This window comes from Nonomuraea sp. NPDC049269 (genome assembly GCF_043197155.1).
Lineage (GTDB): Bacteria > Actinomycetota > Actinomycetes > Streptosporangiales > Streptosporangiaceae > Nonomuraea.
Window position 1 is genome coordinate 159340 of the sequence record NZ_JBICSO010000012.1, and the last position, 23586, is coordinate 182925.

At 71.7% G+C, this 23586-nt stretch carries 24 protein-coding genes; 6 read left to right on the forward strand and 18 right to left on the reverse strand.

Features of this window, described 5'->3' with window-relative positions; all coding sequences use genetic code 11:
- Positions 1-2 precede the first annotated feature (2 nt).
- Entirely contained in the window at positions 3-1175 is a 1173-nt protein-coding gene (locus ACGFNP_RS52900) for a lactonase family protein (RefSeq protein ID WP_393331504.1), read from the reverse strand.
- A gap of 138 nt (positions 1176-1313) precedes the next feature.
- On the opposite strand from ACGFNP_RS52900, the gene ACGFNP_RS52905 reads away from it, so the two are divergent.
- Together ACGFNP_RS52905 and ACGFNP_RS52910 are read left to right on the forward strand one after the other, a co-directional pair.
- A complete protein-coding gene (locus tag ACGFNP_RS52905; protein WP_393331507.1) occupies positions 1314-1832 on the forward strand; it encodes a SigE family RNA polymerase sigma factor in 519 nt (172 codons plus the stop codon).
- Positions 1829-2923, forward strand: a complete 1095-nt coding sequence (locus ACGFNP_RS52910) for a hypothetical protein (protein ID WP_393331510.1) — start codon at positions 1829-1831, stop codon at positions 2921-2923. Before ACGFNP_RS52905 ends, ACGFNP_RS52910 begins: the two co-directional genes overlap by 4 nt.
- Before the next feature lies 1 nt (position 2924).
- Here ACGFNP_RS52910 and ACGFNP_RS52915 read toward each other — a convergent pair whose 3' ends face one another.
- From ACGFNP_RS52915 to ACGFNP_RS52925, 3 genes are read right to left on the reverse strand one after another with little or no spacing between them, the layout of a single operon-like run.
- Positions 2925-3701, reverse strand: coding sequence for an ABC transporter permease (locus ACGFNP_RS52915; protein ID WP_358321214.1), 777 nt, complete (start codon positions 3699-3701; stop codon positions 2925-2927).
- Positions 3698-5242, reverse strand: coding sequence for an ABC transporter permease subunit (locus ACGFNP_RS52920; RefSeq protein WP_393331513.1), 1545 nt, complete (start codon positions 5240-5242; stop codon positions 3698-3700). The genes ACGFNP_RS52915 and ACGFNP_RS52920 overlap by 4 nt, the downstream gene beginning before the upstream one ends.
- Positions 5239-6168 carry an ATP-binding cassette domain-containing protein gene (locus ACGFNP_RS52925; protein ID WP_358321219.1) on the reverse strand — a complete coding sequence of 310 codons (930 nt, stop codon included), beginning with the start codon at positions 6166-6168 and terminating at the stop codon, positions 5239-5241. The genes ACGFNP_RS52920 and ACGFNP_RS52925 overlap by 4 nt, the downstream gene beginning before the upstream one ends.
- 86 nt (positions 6169-6254) lie before the next feature.
- Between ACGFNP_RS52925 and ACGFNP_RS52930 the strand changes: the two genes are divergently transcribed.
- On the forward strand, positions 6255-7439 hold the full coding sequence (locus ACGFNP_RS52930) for an ATP-binding protein (RefSeq protein ID WP_393331517.1): 1185 nt from the start codon (positions 6255-6257) through the stop codon (positions 7437-7439).
- Positions 7436-8092 (forward strand): response regulator transcription factor, encoded by a 657-nt coding sequence (locus ACGFNP_RS52935; protein WP_358321224.1) that lies wholly within the window; start codon positions 7436-7438, stop codon positions 8090-8092. The genes ACGFNP_RS52930 and ACGFNP_RS52935 overlap by 4 nt, the downstream gene beginning before the upstream one ends.
- Here ACGFNP_RS52935 and ACGFNP_RS52940 read toward each other — a convergent pair.
- The 6 genes from ACGFNP_RS52940 to ACGFNP_RS52965 all read right to left on the reverse strand — a co-directional run bounded on the left by ACGFNP_RS52940 (position 8089) and on the right by ACGFNP_RS52965 (position 13227).
- Positions 8089-8694 carry a TetR/AcrR family transcriptional regulator gene (locus tag ACGFNP_RS52940; RefSeq protein ID WP_358321227.1) on the reverse strand — a complete coding sequence of 202 codons (606 nt, stop codon included), beginning with the start codon at positions 8692-8694 and terminating at the stop codon, positions 8089-8091. The genes ACGFNP_RS52935 and ACGFNP_RS52940 overlap by 4 nt on opposite strands.
- A gap of 4 nt (positions 8695-8698) precedes the next feature.
- A complete protein-coding gene (locus tag ACGFNP_RS52945) occupies positions 8699-9994 on the reverse strand; it encodes an MFS transporter (RefSeq protein WP_393331521.1) in 1296 nt (431 codons plus the stop codon).
- On the reverse strand, positions 9991-11064 hold the full coding sequence (locus ACGFNP_RS52950; RefSeq protein WP_358321233.1) for a MerR family transcriptional regulator: 1074 nt from the start codon (positions 11062-11064) through the stop codon (positions 9991-9993). Before ACGFNP_RS52950 ends, ACGFNP_RS52945 begins: the two co-directional genes overlap by 4 nt.
- A 79-nt stretch (positions 11065-11143) precedes the next feature.
- On the reverse strand, positions 11144-11992 hold the full coding sequence (locus tag ACGFNP_RS52955; RefSeq protein WP_393331524.1) for a hypothetical protein: 849 nt from the start codon (positions 11990-11992) through the stop codon (positions 11144-11146).
- A complete protein-coding gene (locus ACGFNP_RS52960; RefSeq protein WP_358322194.1) occupies positions 11989-12300 on the reverse strand; it encodes a PadR family transcriptional regulator in 312 nt (103 codons plus the stop codon). The genes ACGFNP_RS52955 and ACGFNP_RS52960 overlap by 4 nt, the downstream gene beginning before the upstream one ends.
- Positions 12301-12348: 48 nt before the next feature.
- A complete protein-coding gene (locus tag ACGFNP_RS52965; protein ID WP_358321238.1) occupies positions 12349-13227 on the reverse strand; it encodes an alpha/beta hydrolase in 879 nt (292 codons plus the stop codon).
- A gap of 93 nt (positions 13228-13320) precedes the next feature.
- On the opposite strand from ACGFNP_RS52965, the gene ACGFNP_RS52970 reads away from it, so the two are divergent.
- Positions 13321-15276 (forward strand): BTAD domain-containing putative transcriptional regulator, encoded by a 1956-nt coding sequence (locus ACGFNP_RS52970; protein WP_393331898.1) that lies wholly within the window; start codon positions 13321-13323, stop codon positions 15274-15276.
- Between the two features lie 56 nt (positions 15277-15332).
- Here the strand turns inward: ACGFNP_RS52970 and ACGFNP_RS52975 are convergent, their stop codons facing one another.
- From ACGFNP_RS52975 to ACGFNP_RS52995, 5 genes are all read right to left on the reverse strand, one after another.
- On the reverse strand, positions 15333-16496 hold the full coding sequence (locus ACGFNP_RS52975; protein ID WP_393331528.1) for an RNA polymerase sigma factor: 1164 nt from the start codon (positions 16494-16496) through the stop codon (positions 15333-15335).
- Positions 16497-16499: 3 nt separating this feature from the next.
- Entirely contained in the window at positions 16500-16838 is a 339-nt protein-coding gene (locus ACGFNP_RS52980; RefSeq protein WP_393331531.1) for a YciI family protein, read from the reverse strand.
- Between the two features lie 10 nt (positions 16839-16848).
- The gene (locus ACGFNP_RS52985; protein WP_393331533.1) at positions 16849-17409 is read right to left on the reverse strand and encodes a dihydrofolate reductase family protein; all 561 of its coding nucleotides are present in this window, start codon (positions 17407-17409) and stop codon (positions 16849-16851) included.
- 85 nt (positions 17410-17494) lie between these two features.
- Positions 17495-18742 carry a methyltransferase family protein gene (locus ACGFNP_RS52990; protein ID WP_393331535.1) on the reverse strand — a complete coding sequence of 416 codons (1248 nt, stop codon included), beginning with the start codon at positions 18740-18742 and terminating at the stop codon, positions 17495-17497.
- On the reverse strand, positions 18739-19623 hold the full coding sequence (locus ACGFNP_RS52995; RefSeq protein WP_393331538.1) for a hypothetical protein: 885 nt from the start codon (positions 19621-19623) through the stop codon (positions 18739-18741). Before ACGFNP_RS52995 ends, ACGFNP_RS52990 begins: the two co-directional genes overlap by 4 nt.
- A gap of 81 nt (positions 19624-19704) precedes the next feature.
- Here ACGFNP_RS52995 and ACGFNP_RS53000 point away from each other — a divergent pair, with 81 nt between their 5' ends.
- Positions 19705-20355, forward strand: a complete 651-nt coding sequence (locus ACGFNP_RS53000; RefSeq protein WP_393331541.1) for a TetR/AcrR family transcriptional regulator — start codon at positions 19705-19707, stop codon at positions 20353-20355.
- Here ACGFNP_RS53000 and ACGFNP_RS53005 read toward each other — a convergent pair.
- The 3 genes from ACGFNP_RS53005 to ACGFNP_RS53015 form a co-directional block, all read right to left on the reverse strand.
- Positions 20345-20764: a hypothetical protein gene (locus ACGFNP_RS53005; protein ID WP_358321256.1), complete on the reverse strand. Its 420-nt coding sequence runs from the start codon at positions 20762-20764 to the stop codon at positions 20345-20347. The genes ACGFNP_RS53000 and ACGFNP_RS53005 overlap by 11 nt on opposite strands.
- A 125-nt stretch (positions 20765-20889) precedes the next feature.
- Positions 20890-22767: a glycoside hydrolase family 97 catalytic domain-containing protein gene (locus ACGFNP_RS53010; protein WP_393331543.1), complete on the reverse strand. Its 1878-nt coding sequence runs from the start codon at positions 22765-22767 to the stop codon at positions 20890-20892.
- Positions 22768-22905: 138 nt separating this feature from the next.
- Positions 22906-23571, reverse strand: a complete 666-nt coding sequence (locus tag ACGFNP_RS53015) for a TetR/AcrR family transcriptional regulator (protein ID WP_393331544.1) — start codon at positions 23569-23571, stop codon at positions 22906-22908.
- Positions 23572-23586 lie beyond the last annotated feature (15 nt).

The window sequence follows — 23586 nt, forward strand, 5'->3', positions numbered from 1 at the left end:
CCTTACCGTGGGGTCGCGGGGACCGGGCGTACGGCGATGGACTGGCTCCGCGGGCTCAGCCCTCCCGTGGCGAACGGTGAGTTCGGGGCTTCCTTCAGTGTGCCGCCGGATCCGATCTCGAACGCGGCCACCTGGTTGGTATCCCGGACGGCGGCGAAGACGTCCCGGCCGTCCGGGGTGATCGCGACCGCCGCGACCTCGGCGTGGTCGGGAGTGGGGGCCGGGGAGTCGGAGGTCGGCCGGAGCGAGCCGTCCGCGAGGATCGTGAAGCCGAGCAGGCCACCGGGGGGCGAGTCGGTGTCGGAGTCTTGGCCGGCGACGTACAGGTGCTGCCCGTCGGGCGTGACCTTGAGACCGACCGGGAATTCGGCCGCGGGGAACGGCGATCCGGGCACGGGGGTCAGCGAGCCGTCCACGCCGCGCCGGAACCCCCACACGTGCTGCGGCTCCACCGAGGTCACGTACACGAAGGCACCGTTGGGGCTGATCGCGATCCCGAAGTTGGCCGGCCCGACCTTCGCCACGTCCTGCGCGGGTCCGAGCGTGCCGTCCGCGCGTACGGCGAATCTGGTGACGACCCGTGGCGGGCTGTCGGCGGTCTCGTCCGTGTCGGCGTAGGAGAGGTAGAGGAAGCGCCCGTCCGGGGACAGCACCGTCTGCTTGGGATGGTCCGAGGTGGTCTTGAAGTCGCCGATTCTGGTGGGCGTCCCGTCCGGGCCGATCCGGTACGCCGAGATCGTCGCGTCGCCGACGCCGGTGTTGGTCACGTACAGGGTGCGCCCGTTCGGGGAGATGGTCGCCCCCCACGGCTCGTCGCCGGTCTTGACGATCCGCGGGTCCGGCTGGAGCGCGCCCTGCGCCCCCACCCGGAACACCGAAAGCGTGTCGGAGTCGCTGTTGACGACGTACGCGGTGGCCCCGTCCGGGGTGAGGGCGATGCCCCGGGGGGTCTCGCCGCCGGTGGGCACCGGCTTGCCGAGGAGCCTGAGGGTGCCCCTCGGGCCGATCGCCAGGGAGGAGACATCGCTGGAGCCCGCGTTCGTGACGTAGAGCACGCCACCGGACGGCGGCAAGACCGGGCCGGCGGCGGCCTGGGCCGGGGTGAGGGATGGGGCGGCGAGCAACGCGGCGGCCAGGAAGGCACCGCCCACGCGCGTGGACAACCGGATGGACACGACTGACTCCTCAGAAATCGATGGGCCTACACCCGGTAGGCGTGCCATCCCGTTCCATCTGCGGTCTGACGAGAAGTTCAGGAGGGACTGCAACCTTTCGCGCGACGAGTGGCGTTCAACGGGCGAGAGGAGATCACATTGGATCGTCACGACGGCTTCCGCGAGTTCGTGCTCGCCCGCCAGCAAGCGCTGATGCGGAACGCGTACCTGCTCACGGGAGACGCCCACCTCGCCGAGGACCTGCTCCAGAGCGTCCTCATCAAGGTTGTCGGGCAGTGGCCCAAGCTGTCCAAAGGCGGCAACCCGGAGGCGTACACGCGCAAGGCGCTGGTCAACCAGTACATCTCCTGGAGACGCCGCCCCCGTCCGGAGTCACCGAGCGCCGACCCGCCCGAACGCGGCGCCTCCTATGACGGAGCCGCGCTCGACCGGATCGTGCTGCGCCAGGCGCTGGCCAAGTTGACACCCAAGCAGCGTGCCGTGGTCGTGCTGCGTTTCTGGGAGGACCTCACCGAGGCGCAGACGGCCGAGGTGCTCGGCTGCGCGGTCGGCACCGTGAAAAGCCAGGTCCATCACGCGCTGGCCCGTCTGCGCATGGTCGCGCCCGAGCTGGCGCACCTGCTGTCCGATTCCGAGATCGAGGAAGTGATCCGATGACGAGGCTGCGTGAGGCGCTGAACGACCTCGCCGACGAGGCCCCCATGGTGAGCCTGGTGAACGTGGCCATCGCGGGCCACCGGCGCAGGCGGCGCACCAACCGGACAGTGGCCGCAGTCGCCGCAGTGGTGCTGCTGGGCGTGGGGACCACCGCCGCGGCGCTGCCGTGGTCGTGGGGCGACCACACGGCAGCGCCGCGGGCCGCCGACACGGTGCCCGATCTGCCCGACGGCAAGGTGGGGTTGATCGGCAGCGCGTACCAGACCCCCTGCAAGCTCGACGCCGCGGAGCGGCAAGCCGACTGCAGTGCCGTCGAGTGGCGGGTGGTCACCCGCGCCGGCACGACTTACCGGGTGCCGCAGGCGCTCGTCAACACCACCAAGCAGCGGCGCGTGCCCGTCGCGATCAGCCGGGACGGGCGCATGCTCGCCTACTACAGCCGGCAAGCCCAGGCGCATGTGGTCCGCGACCTGATGACCGGATCCGAGGTGACCTCACCGGTCACGGTGAAGGAGGAACGGATCGGCATCGGCTCCATGTTCGTGGTCTCCGACGACGGCCGCTACGTGATCTTCGACCCGCGTGAGGGGAGCAAGGACCCGGGACTGCTGATCGACACCCGCACGGGCAAGACGGTGTCGGTGCCCGGCAAGTACGAGGCGGTCAGCATCAAGGACGGTGTCGCCGAGCTGGTCCGGTACATCAAGACCGACTTGTGGCTGATGCCCGTCACCGGTGGAGGCGCCCCGGTGCGCTTCCGCGGCGTGTTCATCATGTTCAGCGAGCTCGCCCCGGACGGCCGTACGGTGGCCGCCATGGAGTATCGGGACATGAAGAAGCGCACGCTCACCCTCCTCGACGCCAAGAGCGGGCGGACCCTGCGGAAGGTGGCCATCCGTGGCCTGCCGAAGAACGGCGGCCTCGCCGGCACCTCGATCTGGGAGAGCGGATCCGAGGTCACCATCGCCTTTTCCGACAAGGGTTTCATGATCACCTATGCCGTGGACGTCCACACTGGGCAGAGCCGGAAGCTGGCTCGCTACCCTGGCAAGTTCCCGCGCGTGACCTTGCCGGGCGCCGCCGATCAGTAGGTCACGCGTCGCGCAGCCGCAGCAGCAACCCGCCGCCCAGGAGCGCGGCGGCGGCCCATGCGGCGAGTACGCCGAGCCCCGCCCATGGGCTGAGGGGCAGGGTGGACAGGTGGGTGGTGGCCTGGATGGCGAGCCCGGCGTTCATCGGCGAGAGCTGCCAGAGGAGCTTCTGCCAGGCCGGGTCGGCGATCATGAAGGGCAGGATCGACAGGACATAGAGCAGGCCGAGCACGGCTCCGATCGCCGTCGCCGAGTCCCGTACGGCGGCGGCGACGCCGAGGCTGAGCAGGGCGATCAGCGCGAGGTAGAGGACCGAGCCGAAAGCGGCGCGCAGCATGGGCCCCTCGGCCAGCGACAGCATCGGAGTGCCGGGACCACGGGTGAAGCCGTTGTCGAGCAGGACCCGCCGCCCGACCGCCATCGAGGCGAGCACGGCGACGCTGCCCCCGGCCAGCGTCAGCCCGGTGACGACGGCCGCCTTGGCGGCCAGGACGGTGACCCGGCGCGGCCTCGCCGTCAGAGTGGTGCGGATCATGCCGGTGCTGTACTCGCCGCTGATCGCCAGTACGGCCAGGATGGCGACCATCGCCTGGCCCACCTGGACGCCGAAAAGACTGATCTTGGCCGGGTCGTAGTCACACCCGGCCGACGTGCAGGACACCGCGGCGGCGGCCACGACGCTCACGGTGACGGTGAGCGTGACGAGCCCGAGCAGCAGCCAGCCGGTGCCCGCCACGGTACGGAGTTTCGTCCACTCCGCGTAAAGCTGTTGTCTCATGCGTCCCTCCGACGGAGTTGGAAGACGGCCAGGCCGAGCGCGAGCGCGGCGTAGCCGCAGAGCACGGCGAGGCCGGCCCAGGGTGCCAGCGGGTAGTAGCCGGCCGACGGAGCGTAGTCGCCGAGCACGTGCGCGTACTCGGGAATGCTCTGCTGGATCGCGAAGCCGGCGGCCGGGGTGAGCCGCAGCAGCCATTGCGCCGCGCTCGCGGGCAGGACGGAGGCGGTCGCGAGGATGTAGGGGACGACGATCACCACGATGGCGGCGATGACCGCGGGAACGCTGCGCCGGAACAGCGTGCCCACGGCGAGGGCGAGGACGGCGGCGGCCGCGAACAGCACCGCCGTGCCGACGATGACGCGTAGTTCGGTGAACGCGGTCACCGGGAGGATGTAGTTGCCGTTGGCGCGCAGGACCTGCCCGCCGAACGTGACCGCGGCCGTGGCGGCGGCCAGTCCGGTGACGAAGGTGACCGTGCCGATCGCGAGGGCCTTGGCCGCGAGCGTCCGTCCGCGCCGCGGCCCGGCGAGCAGGGTGGTGCGGATCAGGCCGCGCCGGTATTCGGCGGTGATGAACATGACCGCCACCACGATCACCACGATCAGCCCGGTCAGCGCGCCGGTGAGGGTGTTCTCGATCTGCTGGCCGTCCGACAGGGGCGCGATGTCGCCGACCCCCGTCACGGTGTACGTGCTGCCGGACTCCTTGAACCCGCCCGGGTGGTGCGCCGACCCGTCGGGATTCAGGGTGACTCCGACATCGTCGGGCCGCCACGCATCGCCGCCGACCGGCCCCTGGAGGCTGACCTGGTCGAAGACCGCGGTGGCCTCGGCGAAGCGCGAGGCCGCGCTGGACCCGCCGAAATCGCCCGGCGTCACCGTCAGGTCGCCCGGAGAGGCGGCGAAGAGCCCGACCTGCACCGCGGCCGGCAGTCCGGTCAGGCGCGCGGTGCCGACCTCGGTCCACTGCCGGCCGTCGGTGGACTCGTAGCCGGTGAGCTCCTCGCCGGAGCGGGTGAGTCGCAGCCAGCGCGGGGACTGCTTCGAGACGCCGCCCGGGCGGCCGGCCACGTCCTGGGTGAAGTCGTGCTGCATCCGCACCCCGTGCTTGCCGGTGACCATCACCGCCGCATAGGCGGAGCCCTGCTTCATGCTCTCCTTGATCATGATTCCGGCCTTCGCCCACGGCACGACCCCGGAGATCACGCGCCGGTTGCCCGGGTTGATGTCGGGCAGGCGGATCTGGCCGGTCATGGAGGTCACGCGTACGGTGATGCTGCCGTCCCCCTCCAGCGGCCGGTGGACGAAGTAGAACTTGTCCTCCACCGCTTCGCCGCCCGGCCCCACCGGGACGGCGGGACAGACACCGCCGCACGACTGGTGGCTGCCCGAGGCGGACAGCAGCCCGAGCAGGACGGTGACCAGCGCCGCGCCCGCCATGGCGAGCACCCAGCCGCGGACCGTCCGGAACTTGGTCCATTCGGCGCGCAGCAGCCGCGCGAAGCCGCCACGCCCGGCCCGGTGAGGAGCGGTGGTGCTCATCGCGCCGCCTCCTGCCCGGTGGCGCGGAACTCGACGGCGTCCCGGGTCAGCTCCAGGTACGCCTCCTCGAGCGTCGCGCGATGCGCCGACACCTCCGAGAACGGCACGGCGTACCGGTTGAGGAGCGCCACGATGTGCTCGCCCGCCAGACCGGTCACGGTCAGGGTGTCGCGGCCGGTGGCGGTCACGGTGGCCCCGGCCGGCGTCAGCGCCGCCATCGCCTCCGACGGCGCCGAGGTCCGCAGGGTGACCCGGCCTCCGGAGGCGGTCGCGAGCAGGCCGGCCACGCTGGTGTCGGCGACCACCCGGCCGCGCCCCACCACCACGAGGTGGTCGGCGGTGTCCTCGAGCTCGCTCATCAGATGGCTGGACACCAGCACGGCGCGGCCTTCGGCGGCCAGCGACCGCAGGAACCCGCGCATCCAGATGATGCCCTCGGGATCGAGGCCGTTGGACGGTTCGTCGAGCATGAGCACCGGCGGGTCGCCGAGCAGCGCGGCGGCGATGCCGAGCCGCTGGCGCATGCCCAGGGAGAAGCCACCCGCCTTGCGCTGGGCCGCCGAGCCGAGCCCGACCTGCTCGATCACCTCATCGACGCGTCCGGCGCCCAGGCCCTGGGAGTGGGCCAGCCACAGCAGATGGTTGCGGGCGGTACGGCTGGGCTGCAGGGCCGAGGCGTCCAGCAGCGCGCCGACGTGACGTAGTGGGTTCCGCAGACCGGTGTACGGCCGCCCGCCCACCAGCGCGGTGCCGGCGTCGGCCGCGTCCAGGCCGAGGATCACCCGCATCGTGGTGGACTTGCCCGCGCCGTTCGGGCCGACGAAACCGGTGACCTGCCCCGGCGTCACGGCGAAGGACATCCCGTCCAGCGCCATGGTCTGGCCGAACCGCTTACGCAGCCCGGCGACTTCGATGGTTGCTTGCATGGGTTCGGTTCTACGGACGTGGCCATAACGTGGGCCGAACGGAGGCTGTCATGCCGTTGTTAGGTCCGGCACGGCATCCTGGAGCGATGAGGAAGCTGCGACGCCTGGCACTGACCGGCCGCACCGTACGGCTGCGCTTCACCGCCCTGTACGGTGCCCTGTTCCTGCTGTCCGGCGTCGGGCTGCTGGTCATCACCAACCTCGTGAGCCTCGGGTCGCGGATCAACTCCCCCACCGAGACGCCGCCGGGCGAGCAGCTGACACTCGGGGCCGCCCAGGAGCTCATCGGCCGGCTCCAGAGCCAGCTGTCGGAGATACAGGCGCTCCAGGCGCGCCAGCTCCTGATCGGCTCGGCGGTCGCGCTCGCCGTCATGGCCGTGGTGTCGGCCGTGCTGGGCCGGATCGTCGCGGGCCGGGTGCTGCGACCACTGCGGACGATCACCGCGACCACGCGGCGGATCTCCGCCGACAACCTGCACGAGCGGCTGGCCGCGCCGGGCCCCGCCGACGAGGTGAAGGACCTGGCCGACACCATCGACGGGCTGCTGGAGCGCCTGGAGGGCTCCTTCGCCGCGCAGCGCCGCTTCGTCGCCAACGCCTCCCACGAGCTGCGTACCCCGCTGGCGACCATGCGGGCCTCGCTGGACGTGGCCGTGGCCAAGCCGGAGCCCGTACCGGCGCAGACGCTCGCGCTGGCCGACCGGATCCGCACCGAACTCGACCAGGTGGACCGGCTTCTGGAAGGCTTCCTCATGCTCGCCCGCACCCAGCACGGCGCCCTGGCCGACCGGGCGACGCTCTCGCTCGGCCGCGTGGTGTCCGCCGCCCTGGTCGGCCGGGCCGCCGACATCACGGCCAAGAACCTGACCGTCCACGACGGCGACCTCCATGACGACGCCTGGACGCAGGGCAGCCGGACGCTCCTGACCCGCATGGCCGACAACGTGATCGACAACGCGATCACCCACAACCACGACGGCGGCTGGATCCGGCTGTCCGCCACCGCCGACGGCGCGAGCGCGCTGCTCGTGGTGGAGACGGGCGGGCAGGTGCTCGATCAGGAGCAGGTCGCGCGGCTGGCCCAGCCGTTCCAGCGGCTCAGCACGGACCGGACCGGCTCCGGCGACGGCTCCGGGCTGGGGCTGTCGATCGTCGCGGCCATCGCCGCGGCGCACGGCGGCGGCCTGGACCTGCGCGCCCGGCCCGAGGGCGGCCTCCGGGTCGCCATCTCGCTGCCTCTGGCGCCGGCGCGGGCGGGGGTCGCGGCGTGAGGGTGCTGGTGGTCGAGGACGCGCGTGCCCTCGCCGCCGTCCTCGTCGAGGGCCTGGGTGATCAGGGCATGGCCGTGGACGTGGCGTACGACGGGCTGGAGGCGGCGGCCAAACTCGACCTCAACACCTACGACGTGGTCGTGCTCGACCGGGACCTGCCGGGGATCCACGGCGACACCCTCTGCCAGATGATCACCGAGCGTGACGACCGGGTCATGGTCCTGATGCTGACCGCGGCCGGCTCGCCGGGCGACCGGGTCAGCGGCCTGACCCTGGGCGCCGACGACTACCTCGCCAAGCCGTTCCACTTCCCCGAACTGGTCCTGCGCATCCGCTCCCTGGCCCGCCGCCGGCCCGCCGCCCGCGCCCGCGTCCTGCGAGCGGCGGGCCTCGAACTCGACCCGCTCCGCCGTACGGTCACCCGCGACGGCGACCGGCTCGATCTGTCGGTCAAGGAGTTCGCCCTGCTCGAAGCCCTTCTGCGCGCGACCCCGGCCTTCCTCAGCACCGAGGACCTGCTGGAACAGGTCTGGGACGAGCACGCCGACCCGTTCACCAACACCGTGACCGTCACCATCGGCCGCCTGCGCCGCAAACTCGGCGACCCCCCGATCATCACCACCACCCCCGGCGTGGGCTACCGCATCGGTTAGACGGCGCTTCCGTCGGCGGACAGGGAGTCCAGCCAGCCGACCAGGCGGGCGCACTGCCGTGTCATGACGTCGGGGTCGCGCAGGGCGTTGGCCAGCAGCGACATGCCCTGGTAGGCGCCCACCAGCGTCAGGGCGAGCCCGTCGGGATCGGGCAGCCCGAGCTCGCGGAACTGGCGTTCGGCCCAGTCCAGCAGCACCCGGATGGCGTTGCCCGCCGCCACGTCCAGGCCGCCCTCGGTGCGCTTGTCCAGCTCGGCGGCCAGCGTCCCGGTCGGGCAGCCGTAGCGGGCCGCGACCTCGCGCTGGCTCGCCCACGCCGCCACGAGTCCCTTGAGCCGCTCCCTCGGGTCGTCAAGGTGATCCAGTTGGCCGGTGAGCAGGCCCAGTTGCCGGACGTGCTCGGTCAGCGCGGCCGCGACCAGATCGTCCTTGGTCTTGAAGTAGTAGTACACGTTGCCCACGGGGACGTCGGCGGCGTGGGCGATGTCGGCGATGGTGGTGCGCTCCGCGCCCTGCTGATGCACGACCCTGGCGGCGGCGGCCATCAGCCGCTCCCGCTTGGCGGACGCGGCCCGCACCCGGGAACTTTTCGAGTCAGTCACCTAACTAACTATAGTCGCTGGAGGCCGGGGCCGTGTAGCGCCAGAGCTGAGGCGCCATCCGTACGATCACGGCCACGGTGATCGCGGCGAGCAGTCCACCGGCGCAGATCGTCATCTGAAGACCGTATGCCGCCGCGGCGGTCCCGTGCAGCAGGTTGGCGAGCTGCGGGCCGCCGATGAGGACGATGGTGAGTGATCCCTGGATCCGGCCGCGCATGGCGTCGTCGGTATAGGCCTGGCAGATGGCGTTGCGGGTGGTGCTGAGCACGAAGTTGACCGCACCGCCGAGCAGGAGCGCCGTCAGCGCGAGCCAGAGTCGTCCCGCCAGCCCGAGGACCACGACGGTCCCTCCCCAGGCCGCGGCGGCCGCAGCCATCAGGGCGCCGTGACGGCGTGCGCGCGTGAACGTCCCCGACATCAGTCCGGCCACGAAGACACCGGCCGGGTAAGCGGCGTAGAGCAGCCCCAGCTCCACGCCCCCTCCCGCGGGCCCGCCGTAGGCGCGTTGCGCCAGTTCAGGGAGAAGCGCTGCCGGCATGGCGAAGACCATCGCGGCGAGGTCCACCGCCAGCACGGCCACGAGCACCCGGCTGGAGAGCAGGTAGCGGAATCCGCCCAGAGCCGCTGAGCCCCATCGTGCACGCGGCTCCGGGCGGGCGCCGGGCAGGATCGGCGGCAAGGTGACCACCGCGCCTATGACGGCCAGCAGCGCGACGGCGTCGCACAGGTAGAGCGTGCCGAGCCCGGCCACCGGAATCAGCACCCCCGCCAGCAGCGGACCCATGATCGATCCGGTGTAGCGGACGAGCGAGCTGAGACCGTTCGCCGCCGGCAGCAGGTCAGCGGGCACCAGGCGGGGCACCGCGGCGCCCATCGTCACCATGATCGCCCCGAAGGCCAGTCCCTGGCAGGCCACCAGCACCAGCAGGACCGCGACAGAGCGGCTGCCCAGCGCCGCCTGAACCCACAGCGCCAAGTAGGTCAGCGCGAGGCCACAGTGCGCGGCCAGCAGCAGCCGCCGCCGGTCCACGAGGTCGGCGAGGGTGCCGATCCACAGCGACGCGACGACCAGAGCGCCGAACGACACCGCGGCCGCCACGCCGACGGTCGCGGACGAGCCGGTCAGCGTGTACAGCTGCGTCGGCACCGTGACCACGCTGAACGAGCCACCGACCGCGCAAACGGCCGAGGCGGCCCACAAGCGCCGGTAGGCGGGGATCGTCAGGGGACGCCGGTCGAGCGTGTACGCGCCGAAGGAACGTACGACCAACGCGCCGGACCGGACCCGGCCGGCGGTCACAGCGTCACCACATCCGCGACCACACAGGCGACGTTGTCCGGTGCGCCCGCGGCGTACACCAGCTTGACCAGCTCGTCCAGTACCTGCTCAGGGCCGTCTGTACCACTCAGCACAGCGCGCAGGGACTCCGCCGGGACGACCGTGGACAGGCCATCGGAGCACAACAGATAGCGGTCACCGGCCGCGGCCGGGTGCAACGACAGGTCAGGCTGGGCCCCGCCCCTGCCCGTGAGGGCACGGGCCAGCAGCGAGCGTTGCGGATGCGAAGCGGCCTCCTCCGGGCTGAGGCGGCCTTCGTCGACCAGCGCCTGCACGTAGGTGTGGTCGTGGGTGATCTGGAAGAGCTCACCGTCGCGCAGGAGATACGCCCGTGTGTCACCGATGTGCGCCAGCGCCAGCTGGGAGCCCGACCACAGCATCGCGGTCAGCGTCGTGACCGCCTCCCCGGACACTGTCGACTCGGCGATGTCCTGAATCACCCGGTCGGCATGGCGAACCGCGTCAGCGAGAGCGCCGAGCAGGTCGCCGGCGGGTACGGCCTTCGTCTCCAGCGGCTTGAGCGCCTCGATGGCCGCCGCGCTCGCGAGGTTCCCGCCGGGCCCGCGTACTCCGTCGGCCACCGCCAGCAGCCGGGTGCCGGCGTAGGCGGTGTCCTCGTTGCTGGTGCGAACCAGTCCCGACTCCGATCGGGCCGCGTAACGGATCCCGGTCATGGTCTGCGCGTCCTCCACGGCGCTGCCCCTTCCTGACAGGTAGTCGACGAGGAAGGTGGCCAGCTGTTCGCGTACCGCGGTTTCGGCCATGACCTGCGCCCAGTAGCCGGCGACCTGCTCGGCCGCCGCCGCCGGGTCCAGGTCGCACACCTGGCGAATGCGCGCCAACGGCATGCCCAGCCGACGCAGCCACGCGATCAACCGGGCCCGCTCCAACTGCGACGGATCGTAGAAGCGGTATCCCGACTCCCCGTCCACCGCGGCCGGCCGGAGCAACCCGAGCTCGTCGTACAGCCGTAACGCCTTGGGCGACAACCGCGCGGCTCGGGCGAACGCCCCGATCGTCAGCAGCCCCATGCCCACCCTCCTCGCACCGGCCAGGCGACCGGCACCACGATGGTGCGCCTTCACCCAAGGGCAAGGTCCACCCAGACCGTCAGATCTTCCGTCTGGTACGGCGAGCCGCCACCGCCGAAGCGACCACCAGCAGGGTGAGCAGCCCCCAGTAGGCGAAGCCCTTCCTGCCGTGCGCGGGCAGGTTCTCCGCCAAATAGGCCAGGCCCGGGATCATATAGATGGCGGCGGCGAGTGACCACCTGGCGTCCCTGGCCGCCACCGTGGCCCAGAGCACGGCACCCAGCGCCAGCACCTCCACGCCCGCCCGGAACAGCAACCAGGGCAGTTCTTCCGGGAAGGGGAAGTAGACGTACTGCAGCGTCCAGCAGAACACCGGGATGAGCAGCCACAGCCACGACCGCGCGGGCAGCTCCTTCCCGCGTCGTCCAATGACGAGGACGGCCAGCCCGGCCAGGATCACCACATGGGGGACCACGTTCGACATCTCGACGTAGGCCGGCCCGAAACGGGGGACGCCCATCCGACCCAAGAGGCCGCTGGTCTGGAAGGCAGCCACAGTCGCGAGTGGCAGCGCCAGCAGCAGCCGGCCGCGGGTGATCGCCACCAGCAGAAGGATCGCGAGAGCGGTCCAGATCGGCCGGATCAGGTGGGGCAGGACGTCGACCTTCATGGCGTAGGTGGTCGTCGCCACGGCCAGCACGCCGAGATGCAGGCCGTCCGCCCACCAGGGCGCGCGGGACCTGGCGTCTCTGGCGTGGGCGGCGAAGCCGCCGGCCAGGAGCGCGAGCGCTTCGCGGGTCGCCGGACGGCGGGCATCGGGGGCGGCTGCCTCCATCAGCGTGTTGAGGAGTTCCTCGCCGTGCTGCTCGCGGTAGGTACGGGGATAGGCCTTGAGCAGGCGGCGGTAGCGTTGTTGGAGGACGGTCACGTGCCCATCACCGTCATCTGGCTGGTCACGACGGCCGCGGCGCTCTGGAGCCGCACGGCCTCCGCGCGCACCGCGGCCGTGCCCTCTTCGGTGATCCGGTAGTAGCGTCTGGCCCGACCGTCGACGATCTCCTCGCGGTCGATCACCACCAGTCCGGCCTCGGCGAGCCGATCGAGCGCGCCGTACAGGGTGCCGACGGCGAGCTTCACGCGTTCCGAGGACTGCTCGCCCGCGCGTTTGATGATCCCGTAGCCGTGGAGCGGCTTCTCCAGCAGTGCGGCGAGGATGAAATACGTCGCCTCTGTCATCTTGGTCACGCGGGCAGCATATATCGAATGCCGAAATATATCGGCTGTTCAGCGGATGAGGAGGTCGCGGAGGGCCTTGGTGATGTCGGCGGGGGCTTCTTCGGCCATGAAGTGACCGCAGGTGACCGTGTCATGCCGCAGGTCGGGCGCCCAGGCGCGCCACCGGGCGGCCGCGTCGAAGCCGAGGGCGGCGCCCCAGTCCTGCTGGAGTACGGTGACCGGCATCCGCAGCTGGTTGCCGGCGTCCTGGTCGGCCTGGTCGTGGACGACGTCGATGCCGGCGGAGGCGCGGTAGTCGGCCACGATCGAGGGGACCGCGTCGCGGCAGGCGGCCAGGTAGGCGGCCCGGACCTCGGTGGGGATCGCCTGCGGGTCGGTGGTCCAGATGTCGAGAAAGTGGCCGAAGAAGGCGTCCGACGCGGCGGCGATCAGCTGCTCGGGCAGGCCCGGCGGCTGGGCCATCAGGTACAGGTGGAAACCGACGGCGGCGCTGGTGCCGTGCATCACGTCCCACATGTCCAGGGTCGGCAGTACGTCGAGGCAGGCCAGGTGCGTGATCGTCTCGGGGTGATCGAGGGCGGCGCGGAAGGCGACCAGGGCGCCGCGGTCGTGCCCGGCCAGCGCGAAGCGCTCATGTCCCAGCGCGCGGGCCAGGGCGAGGATGTCGGCGGCCATGGTGCGCTTGGCGTAGGTGGTGCCGCCGGTCTCGGCGGGCTTGTCGCTGGCGCCGTAGCCACGCAGGTCGGGGCAGATCACCATGTGGTCGGCCGCGAGGTCGGCGGCGACGTGCCGCCACATCAGGTGGGTCTGCGGGAAGCCGTGCAGCAGCACGATCGGCGTGCCCGAGCCGGCGACGGCCGCGTTCAGGGACACGCCGTCGGCGACGGGGACGCGCCGGTAGTCGAAGCCGGCGATGGCGGGCGGCATGGTCGAGCCCTTTCCGTAGGTGAGCGGGGGTCTCCAGCCTGCCGGGCGCCGATGAGCATCGGATGAGCGCGCTATAGCGTGGCCGGGGTGGCGATGACACGGAAGGTGTTCGGGGTGCTGGGGCCGGTGGCGGCTTGGGACGAGGCCGGGGGCGCGATCGCCTTGAAGGGGCCGCGGCACCGCGCGGTGCTGGCCCGGCTGATCGTCGCCCGCCGCCGCGTCGTCCCGGTCTCCCGCCTGGTCGAGGACCTGTGGCTCGATCCGCCGCCGGGCGCGGTGGGTGCGGTACGCACCTTCGTGGCCGCGCTGCGCCGCGCGCTGGAGCCCGAGCGCCCGCCGCGCACCGCGGCCCGGCTGCTGGTCACCGAGGGGCCGGGGTACGCCCTGCGCGCGGAGCCGGACGCGGTGGACGCCTGGCGGTTCGAGCAGGCGGTGGCCGCGACGCTGCCACCCGAAGGCGTGCTCGCCCGGCTGGAGGAGGCGCTGGGCTGGTGGCGCGGGCCTGCTTACGCCGAGTTCGCCGAGGAGGACTGGGCCCGGGCGGAGCGTTCCCGTCTGGCGGAGCTGCGGCTGCAGGCGGTGGAACGCCGGGCCGAGGCACGCCTGGCCCTGGGCCTTGCCGCCGAGGCGGTGCCGGATCTGGACGCGCACGTGGCCGAGCACCCCTGGCGGGAGAACGCCTGGCGGCTGCTGGCCCTCGCGCTGTACCGTACCGGCCGCCAGGGTGACGCGCTGGCGGTGCTGCGCCGGGCACGAACGCTCCTGGTCGAGCAGTTGGGGGTGGATCCCGGCCCGGCGCTGCGCGGCCTGGAGAGCGACATCCTGCACCAGTCAGGCCACCTCGACCCGGCAGGTGCGGCGGGCCGGGTGTGGGCGCAGACGGCCGCCGCCTATGACCGGACCGTGGCGTCCGGCGCGCGGGCGCGGCTGGAGTCGACGGTGGGCCTGCTGCGTAATCTGGCGGTGACCGGGGGCGGCGGCCTGGAGGCGGCCCGCCGGTACCGCCTGACGGCCGTCGCCGCGGCGGAAGAGCTGGGTGACGCGGAGTTGACCGCCCGCGTGATCGGCGCGTACGACGTACCGGCGATCTGGACCCGGTCGGACGACCCTGAACAGGCGGCCCAGATCGTCGCGGCGGCCGAACGCGCCCTGGCCGCCCTCCCATCCGCCGCGCACCAGGCGGCGCGGGCCCGGCTGCTGGCCACGATCGCCCTGGAGTCACGCGGCACCCGCGCGGAGCGCGGGCCCCGGGCAGCAGCGCAGGCGGAGGAGATCGCCCGCCGCCTGGACGATCCGGCGCTGCTGGCGTTCGCTCTCAACGGCGTGTTCATGCAGACCTTCCACCGGGCCGGTCTGGCGCCGCGCCGGGACGAGCTCGGCGCCGAGCTGATCGCCCTGTCCGCCCGGCATGGCCTGGTCACCTTCGAGGTGCTCGGGCACCTCATCCGCCTTCAGGCCCGCAGCGCGCTCGCGGACTTCCCCGGCGCCGACGAGCACGCGGCCTCCGCCGACCGCCTGGCCGAACGGCACGAACTGCCGCTGGCAGGCGTGTTCGCCCAGTGGTACCGGGCACTGCGGCTCGCCGCCACCGAGCAGGCACCGGTGGCGGAGGCGGCCTATCGCGACGCCGCCGCGCGGCTGGACGGCGCCGGCATGCCCGGACTGCGGTCCGGGCTGTTGCCGCTCGCGCTGCTGTGCCTGCGCCTGCGGCACGCACGGCCCGCCCAGACCGACGAGGGCATTGACTGGGGACCGTACGAGCCGTGGGCCCGTCCCCTGGTGCTGCTGGCCCAGGACCGTCCAGGCGCGGCCGCATCGGCACTGCGCCTGGTCCCGGAACCACCCCGCGACCTGCTGTACGAGGCGCTGTGGTGCCTCGCCGCGCGAGCGGCCATCGCCGTCGGCGACCGGGCGACGATGGAACGCGCCCACACCGAGCTGCTCCCCGCGGCGGCGGAGCTGGCGGGGGCGGGCAGCGGCCTGCTCACCCTGGGCCCGGTCTCCGGACACCTCGACGACCTCGCCACCGCCCTCCACCGCTCCTGGTGAGCTCGCCCGGCCGTCGCCCTACCGCGCCGACGCTCGGGGAGGCGAGGCGAGGTGGGTCACAGGTCGGTGAGGCGGCGGTTGAGGAAGCGGCGCTCGGCCTCGGTGGTGGTGAGGTCGAGCGCTCTTCGGTACGCCGCTCGCGCCGCCGCGGTGTCGTGGAGGCGCCGCAGGAGCTCGGCCCGGGTGGAGTGGAAGTAGCGGTAGTCGTCGAGGTGGAGCGCGTCGACGATCGCCAGCGCCGCCCGCGGCCCCTCGACCTCGGCGATCGCCACGGCCCGGTTGAGCTCGACGATCGCGGAGCCCGTCAGTTCCCGTAGCCGGCCATAGAGCGCGGCGACGGCCGGCCAGTCGATCCGTTCCTCGGTCTGCAGGGCGGCGATGGCCGCCTGCACCGCGTAGACGCCGGGAGCACCGAACCTGATGGCGCGGTCGAGCAGTGCCCGCCCTTCTTCGATCTGGGCGGTGTCCCACAGGCGGCGATCCTGCTCGTGGAGCAGGACGATCTCGCCGTCGCGCACGCGGGCCGCGCGACGCGAGTCGTGCAGCAGCATCAGCGCCAGCAACGCGACAGCCTCAGGCTCGTCGGGCATGAGGTCGAGCAGTGTCCGGCCCAGCCGGATCGCCTCCGCCGCGAGGTCGGCCCGGCCGTCGCCGTACCCCTGATTGAAGATCAGGTACAGCACCGCGAGGACCGCTCTCAGGCGGCCGGGCAGGAGGTGGTCGTGCGGGATCGCGAACGGGATCGCCGCCACCCGGATCTTGTTGCGCGCGCGGGAGAGGCGGCGCTTCATCGTCTCGTCGTTCACCAGGAACGCCCGGGCGATCTCCGGCGTGGACAGGCCGCCCAGTGCGCGCAGGGTGAGCGCGACCTGGGCCTCGGTCGCCAGCGCCGGGTGACAGCACATGAAGAAGAGTTCGAGGCGTTCGTCGGGGATCGTCGTCGTCCCGTCCATCGTGATCTCCGCGGGTATCGGATGATCCAGCAGCCGGGTCTTCTCCGTGCGGGTGCGGTCGCGACGAAGACGGTCGATCGCCCGGTTGCGTCCGGTCACCACGAGCCAGGCTCCCGGATTGGCCGGCGGCCCGTCACGCGCCCAGCGCTCGGCGGCGATGACGAACGCCTCCTGCGCGGCCTCCTCGGCGAGGTCGACGTCGCCGAGGAAGCTCACTAGGGCGGCCACCACGCGCGCCCACTGGTCGCGGAAGACCTCCTCGAGCACGGCCTACCGCTCCACCAGCGGCCGTACTTCGACCGACCCGCCGAGGCGGGCGGCCGGGATCCGGGCGGCGAGTTCCAGCGCGGAGTCGAGGTCGATCGCCTCGACGAGGTAGTAGCCGCCGAAGATCTCCTTGGTGTCGGCGAACGGCCCGTCGGTCAGCAGCGGTTCGCCGTGCTCGACCCGGACGGTGGTCGCGGTGTCGGCCGGCTGGAGCCGTTCGCCTCCGAGGATGCGTTCATCCTTCATCAGCGCGATGTACTCGGCGCTGATGGCGGCGCGCTGGTCCTCGCTGAGGCCGTCGTAAGCGCCGGGGCGTTCGTTGATCAGCAATGCGTACTTCATCGGCGGTCTCCTAATCGCGGTTGTAGACGAGGCGGACGGCTTGGCCCGTCCTTTCGGCGCCCGCGAGGTTCAGGCCGACGGGCCGGCCGGGCTGGTCGAACAGGCGCCGGCCCTGGCCGAGCACCGTCGGGAAGACCAGCAGCCGGTATTGATCGACCAGGTCGGCCGCCCGCAGCGCATCGACGATGCTAGCGCTGCCGGCTACCACGACATCCTGGCTCTGCCTGCGCTTGGACACCTCGTCGACCAGATCGCCCGGCAGGAGGGTGGAGTTGCTCCACTTCTCGACGTCGTCCAGCGATCGTGAGGCGACGAGCTTGGGGATGGCGTTCATCTTCTGGGAGAACTCGTCCTGTCTGGCGGACCAGATGCGGGAGAAGAGCTGCCAGGTGACGCGGCCCAGCAGCATGACTCCGGTGTCCAGCACCTCGCCCAGCTCGAACTTGTCGCCGGCCACGGCTTCGGGCCCGTAGCGGAAGGCCCATCCTCCCCACGGCGAGCCGTCCGACCCGTCCGGGTCGTCGATGACCCCGTCGAGGGTGATGAACTCGATGACGATGACCTGACTCATGACCTTGGACCTCCTGGAAGCCGGTTTCTCAGCCACAGGACGAGCCGGAACGTCTCCAGGGGACAGGCGGCGACTGTGATCCCGGTCACAAAAGCTGCGTATCAGGTCCCGGGACCCGTGCGGGGCCGGCGCCGAAGGCGTCGGCGCACAGCTGGGCGAACCATCCCATTCCCGGCAGCAGGAGCAGCCAGCCGAGGAGCGCCCAGCCCAGGTGGAGGTGCTGGGCCACGTGGGCGAAGGCCGCGACTCCCTGGGCGCGCAGCCCGTCGGCGCGTTCGTAGGTCATCCGGCGCAGGCCGTGCGGACAGCCCTCGGCGGGCCGGATCCGCAGCGCGACCGGCCGCCTGCGGGCGATCCAACGGCCGAGCACGCTGCATCGATCGCAGGTCGCGGCCACGTAGACGTCGGCGTGCGGCAGGCCGGGGTAGGGGCGGATCCGGGGCAGCCAGGGGCGTACCTGGTCACGGTAGGTCGCCCAGTCCCGGCCGTACCGCGTGGCGAGGTGGGCTCCTTCGTGCCAGGAGGCCAGCCCGGCGCCGTAGGCGACGCAGATCGCCGTGGCGGCGGCGAAGCGGAGGTCGAGGACCGCGAGCAGCAGGTAGGCGCCCGCCATGGAGGCCTGCATGGGATTGCGCACGTAGGCGTACGGCCCGCTCGTGACGAGGCGTTTCGGCGGGTCGTACGGCACCGGCGTCCCTCCCCCGGCGACGGCGAACTCGCGGACGGCGGCCAGACCGAACAGCAGCGGCACGGCGAGGAGCTGGGCCAGCAGCCCGATCACCCACGAGGGCTGCCGCCACACGCCGGTGAGCGCGACGGGCGCGCCGAGCATGAGCCCGCCCGCGAGGACCACCTGAAGCGACGCGCGCCAGGCGAGCCTGCGGTCCGCGGCGGTCCAGCGGGCCAGCAGCACGCCGGGCAGCAGGCAGACCGCGATCGCGACGGCCTCGCCGTACAGCCAGCCGTGACCCAGCACCACGATCGGCTCGGCCAGCGGCATCACGCCCAGGTCCACCCAGGCGAACCCGGCCAGGACCAGCGGGAGCGGGTAGGCGCGCGCCGTGTGCGCGGGCAGCGCGCCCCACAGCAACGCCCAGCCCAGCAGCAGATCGACGGGGGTGCCCGCGACGACGGCGCCGTCGGCGGCGAACCGCCACCAGCCCGCGTACGGGGCGAGGGCGTTCACGATCGCGAGGGTGAGCAGGTTCCACGCCGTGGCCAGGATCATCGCGGCGAGGTCCCGCTGCCCCGGCCGCCGTACCGCCGCCGCGATCCAGACGGCGGCCATCGGGACGAAGAGCGCGACGCCGCGGATCAGCGCGGGGTCGTTCATGGGGCGAACGTCTTGGCCAGGTAGCCAGCCGCCTCGGAGACCGCGTAGCGCTGGAGCGGGCCGAAGTACCAGCCCGGGTCGAAGGTACGGCGGTAGCCGAGGGTCAGCTTCAGCTCGCCGCCTCGCCAGTCGAACGTCGCCCGGCGCAGGTCCATCCAGCGGGCGACGGTGGTGTCCGCCACCACGGCGAACACGACCCGTCCGGGCGAGCGCTCGCTCACGCGCAGGGTCATGGATCGGGGTTCGAGGGGAGCGCCGATGCCCAGGGAGCGGCGCGGTGTGAAGAAGATCTTCCGGGTGTCGCCGACGGCCAGTCCGGTGCCTTCGGCGCGTAACGGCCGGGGGAAGCCGAGTGCCAGGAACCACGACTCCATCGGCCCGAATCGTGGTTCGGCGGCCAGCGCCCGTTCGACGTCCGTGGTTCCGATGGGCCGGGTGACGCTGACCTCGTTGTCACGGGGCAGCGAGGCCGCGGTGCCCTCCAGCATGGCGGCGATGAGGAGGGGCGCGAGGAAGAGGTTCATCCGCCCGTTGCCATCGCCGCGCCTGCCGGAATCGATGAACAACCCGACCAGCGCGCCGACGAGGTAGAACAGCGGCGCGGCCATGACCAGACAGACGATCCCCTCGCCGAGCAGCGGACCGGCCAGGGCCAGAGCCACGGTGATGGACGCCATGACCATGCCGGTGGTGCTGCGGGCCCGGGCGGTGAGGGCGACGGTGATGGCGATCACGGCCGGGATGCCGACGTAGAACAACGCCGTCTGCTCCAGATGCCCCTCGTGCAGAACTCTGTAGAGCAACATCGCCGCGAACAGCGCGCCCAGCACTCCGGCCAGCGTGCGCCGCGCTCTCAGCTGCGGCCGGCTTTCAGGCTCCACGCGCACCTCTTAATCGAGAGATTTAATCAGGCGATTAAACTGTACGATGAGGGCACGGGATTCTGTCAAGCGGGGGTGCGGGTGGCCGGAAAGCAACAGTCGGGTGCGGAGACCCGCGACCGGCTCATCGACGCCGCGGCCGAGACGATCCGGAGCCAGGGATACGCCGGCACCAGCGCGCGGGCCATCGCCAAGGCCGCGGAGGTCAACTCGGCGCTGGTCTTCTACCACTTCGGCGGCGTCGACGCGCTGCTGCTCGCCGCGCTGGACCGGTCATCGGAGCAGCGCATGGCGACCTATCGGCAGGCCGTGGAGCAGACCGGCAACCTCGAGGAACTGGTCCAGACCGCGAGCGAGATCTACCGGGCCGACCTCGAAGGCGGGCACATCACCCTGTTCTCCGAGATGGTCGGCGCGAGCATCGCCCGGCCCGAACTCCGGGCGGAGATCACCGCGCGGTCCGAGCCCTGGATCGACTTCATCGAGCAGGCCCTGGACCGGGTCATCGGGGGATCTCCGCTGGCCAAACTGCTGCCCCCGCGTGACCTCGCGTACGCGGCGATCACGTTCTACCTCGGCGTCAACCTCTTCACCCACCTCGACGCCGACCGCACCCGGACCGAGGCCCTGTTCAACCTGGCCGAACGGGTGGCGCCCCGCGCGAGGCTGCTCACCATGCGCCTCCCCGGCCGCCGCAAGCCGGGGTCGACGCCGAAGGTTATTACGGAATGACTATGGAAAATGCCCGGTCTTCCCACACGTTTGGCTTTCCAGTAATGACAAGGAATGTGTCCGTCCGGGTGCCGCAGGCGGGGTCTGGCCACATGGACACACGGATCCCGTACTCGAAGGACGTGTACTGCAGAGTGGCCGACGGAACAAGCCTCGTGACGTCCAGTTCCTTGTTCGCCAACTCGACGCAGTAGCGTCCGGTGGCGGGCTTCGTGACCGCCGCGATTCCCTTGGCCCGGTTGATGCTTCCGTCGGCGTTGACCACGGCCGCCGCCTGCGCGTACGGGGCCGTCACCTTGGTCGGCATGGCGATGGTCGCCGCCGCTGCCCCCGCGCCCGCAACCGCCACGACGAGGCCGGCCGCCGCACTTACCCAGACAAAAGCGCGCACCTTCTTGTTCTCAAGCATGCCATTCCCTTTTCGAGAGCACTGAAGTCACGCACGAATATGCAGTACGTCTCGATGGCCCCGTGCGTATCGCGGGTGGTGGCGAGGTAAAAGTAGCGAATTACGGAATTGGTCGCCGCGGAGGTTTATCGGTCGCAGGTCGTGATCCCCGGATGCCAGCGGCAGGCGATCGCCGCGTAGCCGCCCTCGGCCGGCACCGCCACCGCGAGCCGGCCGCGCGGCCCGTCGACCACCTGGCTCTCCCGCACCAGGCCGGTCGGACCGTCACGGACCACCTCGACCAGCCACCTCCCGCGTAGCATGCCGAGCGCGACGTCGAGCGTCCGGGCCGCGCCGGAGATCCCGGCGCCGACGAACCACCGGTCGCCGCTGCGCCGGGCCAGCACCACGTGGTCGGCCGGGCGGCCGGACAGCAGGCGCGTCTCGTCCCAGACCGTGGGCACCTGTTCCAGGAAGCGTTCGGCCTCCGGCCGGGCCTGGTAGGACTCCACGGTGCCGGCCAGGTCCTGCAGACCGGACTCGTACGTCACGGCCAATCCCAGCTCGTGGGCGTCGGAGGTGGGCCGGGCCGGACGCTGGAAGGCCATCGGGGTGTAGTCCATCGAGCCGACGACGTTCCTGGTGAACGGCAGGGTCGTCAGGTGGGAGGTGGTGAGGGTGCGCTTCTCGCCGCCGTGCACGCCTTCCATGGTCATCACCTGCGGCCAGGTGCGGTGGATGCCCTTGGGGATGGTCGAGCCGTGGAAGTTGACCATCAGGTGGTTCTCGGCGGTGGCGGGCAGGATCTCGTCGTACCAGCGCAGCCGCTCCTGCGACTCCGCATCCATGAAGTCGATCTTGACGCCGCGTACGCCCCACTTCCGCAGGGTGGGCAGCCACAGGGCGCGCTCCTCCGGCGTGTCCAGGTCCCGGAAGTGGATCCAGACCACGATCTCCACGCCCTTGCCGCGCCCGTACTCGACCAGCTGGGGAATCCAGCTCGTGGTCGGCCATTCCGGGTCGGTGACGTCCCACTGGTCCTTCAGGAAGTACCAGCCCGCGTCCACCGCCACGTACGGCCAGCCGCGGGCCGAGGCGTAGTCGACGAACCCCTTCTGCAGGTCCAGGCTCTGGCCGGCCTCCCTGCCGCCCGCGAGCCAGGTCCAGAGCACCTGGCCGGGCTCGATCCAGGAGGTGTCGCGGACCTTGGCGTCCGGCGCGAGGTCGTCCACCAGCGTGGACTCGGTGACCGTGGCCAGATCCCCGACGATCATGACGCGCCACGGGGTGGCCAGGGGCCCGCTGACCTGGACCTGCGGATCCCATAACTGCAGGCGGTACGTGCCGGTGCCCAGCTCGTGGGAGAGCCTGGGACCGGAGTAACGGCCGTCAAGGTCGGACTCGGTGACCAGGAGATAGGTGCCGTCGGTCTCGAACAGGGCGGGCACCATGAAGTCGGCCGCGGGCGCGCTCTGAGCCGGGTACTGCAGGAACGGGTTCTCGTAGTCGCGGCGATGCAGGGCCAGCCAGGCGGTGGCGTCCTGCGCGGGCGTGAAAGCCGACGTCTCGCGCAGGACCGCGCCGTGGTCCTCCGGCAGCCGGTAACGGTAGGCGACACCGTCGTGGGCGACCCTGACGACCAGGTCGAGGCGGGCACCGGCGGCGTTCTCGAAGGTAAAGGCGGCCTCCCGCATGAGAGCCCACCGCTTGCGGCGCTTGCCGACCGTGGTGGTGTAGTGCTCGGTCACCACACGGTCGCGGCGGTGCAGGAACCGCAGGCCCTGCGACAGGTCGGCCCGCTCGGTGACGATGCCCGCGGGGCTGGGCTCCAGCACCCGGACGCCACCGCGGGTCACGGCGAGACTGAGGGTACCCGTCTGCGGGTCGAGCACGAGCTCCGCCGAGGGGCCGCCGGGCAAGCCGGTGATCTTCCAGCTTCCCCGGGCGGCCGCCTGGGCGGGCAGCGCGGGGAGGAGGCCGAAAGCCAGGAGGAGAGCGACGCACAGACGGATCAACGCGGCCATGGGAGCTCCTGCGAGCCACATACATCGGATGTGTGCCCGGATCGTAACCCGTAGATCGTCGCTTGACCAGCGCCACCCACCGACGTGTTGACCCGCCGAAGGGATCCGTGTCGAGACGCGAGGAACCCGTCGAACGGGTCAGCGGCGAGGCGTGAGGAACCCGTCGACCACGCGACGGGCCTTGCCCCCGGCGTCCTTGTCACCCAGGCGCAGAGCGGTGTTCGCGGCGGTGAACACGGCGTCGATCTGGAAGGCCGCCAGGTCGGCGTCCAGGTCGGCGATCTCGCCGGAGTCGACGGCTCGTCGCAGCTCGCCGGCCAGGAGAGCGAGCCAGTCCTGGTGATGCCGGACCAGCGCGTCGCGGACCCGCCCCGGCCGGCTGTCGAAGTCGGCGAGGTTCGCCGCCCAGAAGCAGCCGCCCGCGAACAGCGGCGTCTCGGCGTACGAGAGCCAGTGTTCGGTCAGCGCGCGCAGCCGGGCGGCGCCGTGGGGCGCGGCCGACGCGGGGTGGACGACCGCGTCGAGGAAGGTCTCGCGTGCCGACGCGACGGCGGCGACCTGCAATTTCTCCTTCGTCCCGAAGAGGGTGGCGACGCCGCTCTTGCTGAGCTTGAGATCGCCGGCCAGCCGGCCGATGCTGAGCCCGTTGAGCCCCTCCAGCGACGCGACGTCGACGGCGTGACGGGCGATCGCCTGCCTGGTCCGCGCGCCGCGCAGGAGCCGCAGGTCGGAGGTCTCCGCCTGCTCCGGCTCGGCCGAGCCCGGGTCCGCGTCAGCACCCGACCGTTGTGCTAGCTCGCTCATGGCCCCATCCTGCCA

What these genes read in the sequence shown, in the direction of transcription:
- ACGFNP_RS52970 (WP_393331898.1), top strand. Translation starts at nt 13,321, where the DNA reads ATGACACGGAAGGTGTTCGGGGTGCTGGGGCCGGTGGCGGCTTGGGAC.
- ACGFNP_RS53010 (WP_393331543.1), bottom strand. Translation starts at nt 22,767, where the DNA reads ATGGCCGCGTTGATCCGTCTGTGCGTCGCTCTCCTCCTGGCTTTCGGC.
- ACGFNP_RS52910 (WP_393331510.1), top strand. Translation starts at nt 1,829, where the DNA reads ATGACGAGGCTGCGTGAGGCGCTGAACGACCTCGCCGACGAGGCCCCC.
- ACGFNP_RS52985 (WP_393331533.1), bottom strand. Translation starts at nt 17,409, where the DNA reads ATGAGTCAGGTCATCGTCATCGAGTTCATCACCCTCGACGGGGTCATC.
- ACGFNP_RS52960 (WP_358322194.1), bottom strand. Translation starts at nt 12,300, where the DNA reads ATGACAGAGGCGACGTATTTCATCCTCGCCGCACTGCTGGAGAAGCCG.
- ACGFNP_RS53015 (WP_393331544.1), bottom strand. Translation starts at nt 23,571, where the DNA reads ATGAGCGAGCTAGCACAACGGTCGGGTGCTGACGCGGACCCGGGCTCG.
- ACGFNP_RS52915 (WP_358321214.1), bottom strand. Translation starts at nt 3,701, where the DNA reads ATGAGACAACAGCTTTACGCGGAGTGGACGAAACTCCGTACCGTGGCG.
- ACGFNP_RS53005 (WP_358321256.1), bottom strand. Translation starts at nt 20,764, where the DNA reads ATGCTTGAGAACAAGAAGGTGCGCGCTTTTGTCTGGGTAAGTGCGGCG.
- ACGFNP_RS52920 (WP_393331513.1), bottom strand. Translation starts at nt 5,242, where the DNA reads ATGAGCACCACCGCTCCTCACCGGGCCGGGCGTGGCGGCTTCGCGCGG.
- ACGFNP_RS52965 (WP_358321238.1), bottom strand. Translation starts at nt 13,227, where the DNA reads ATGCCGCCCGCCATCGCCGGCTTCGACTACCGGCGCGTCCCCGTCGCC.
- ACGFNP_RS52925 (WP_358321219.1), bottom strand. Translation starts at nt 6,168, where the DNA reads ATGCAAGCAACCATCGAAGTCGCCGGGCTGCGTAAGCGGTTCGGCCAG.
- ACGFNP_RS52980 (WP_393331531.1), bottom strand. Translation starts at nt 16,838, where the DNA reads ATGAAGTACGCATTGCTGATCAACGAACGCCCCGGCGCTTACGACGGC.
- ACGFNP_RS52990 (WP_393331535.1), bottom strand. Translation starts at nt 18,742, where the DNA reads ATGAACGACCCCGCGCTGATCCGCGGCGTCGCGCTCTTCGTCCCGATG.
- ACGFNP_RS52950 (WP_358321233.1), bottom strand. Translation starts at nt 11,064, where the DNA reads ATGGGGCTGCTGACGATCGGGGCGTTCGCCCGAGCCGCGCGGTTGTCG.
- ACGFNP_RS52930 (WP_393331517.1), top strand. Translation starts at nt 6,255, where the DNA reads ATGAGGAAGCTGCGACGCCTGGCACTGACCGGCCGCACCGTACGGCTG.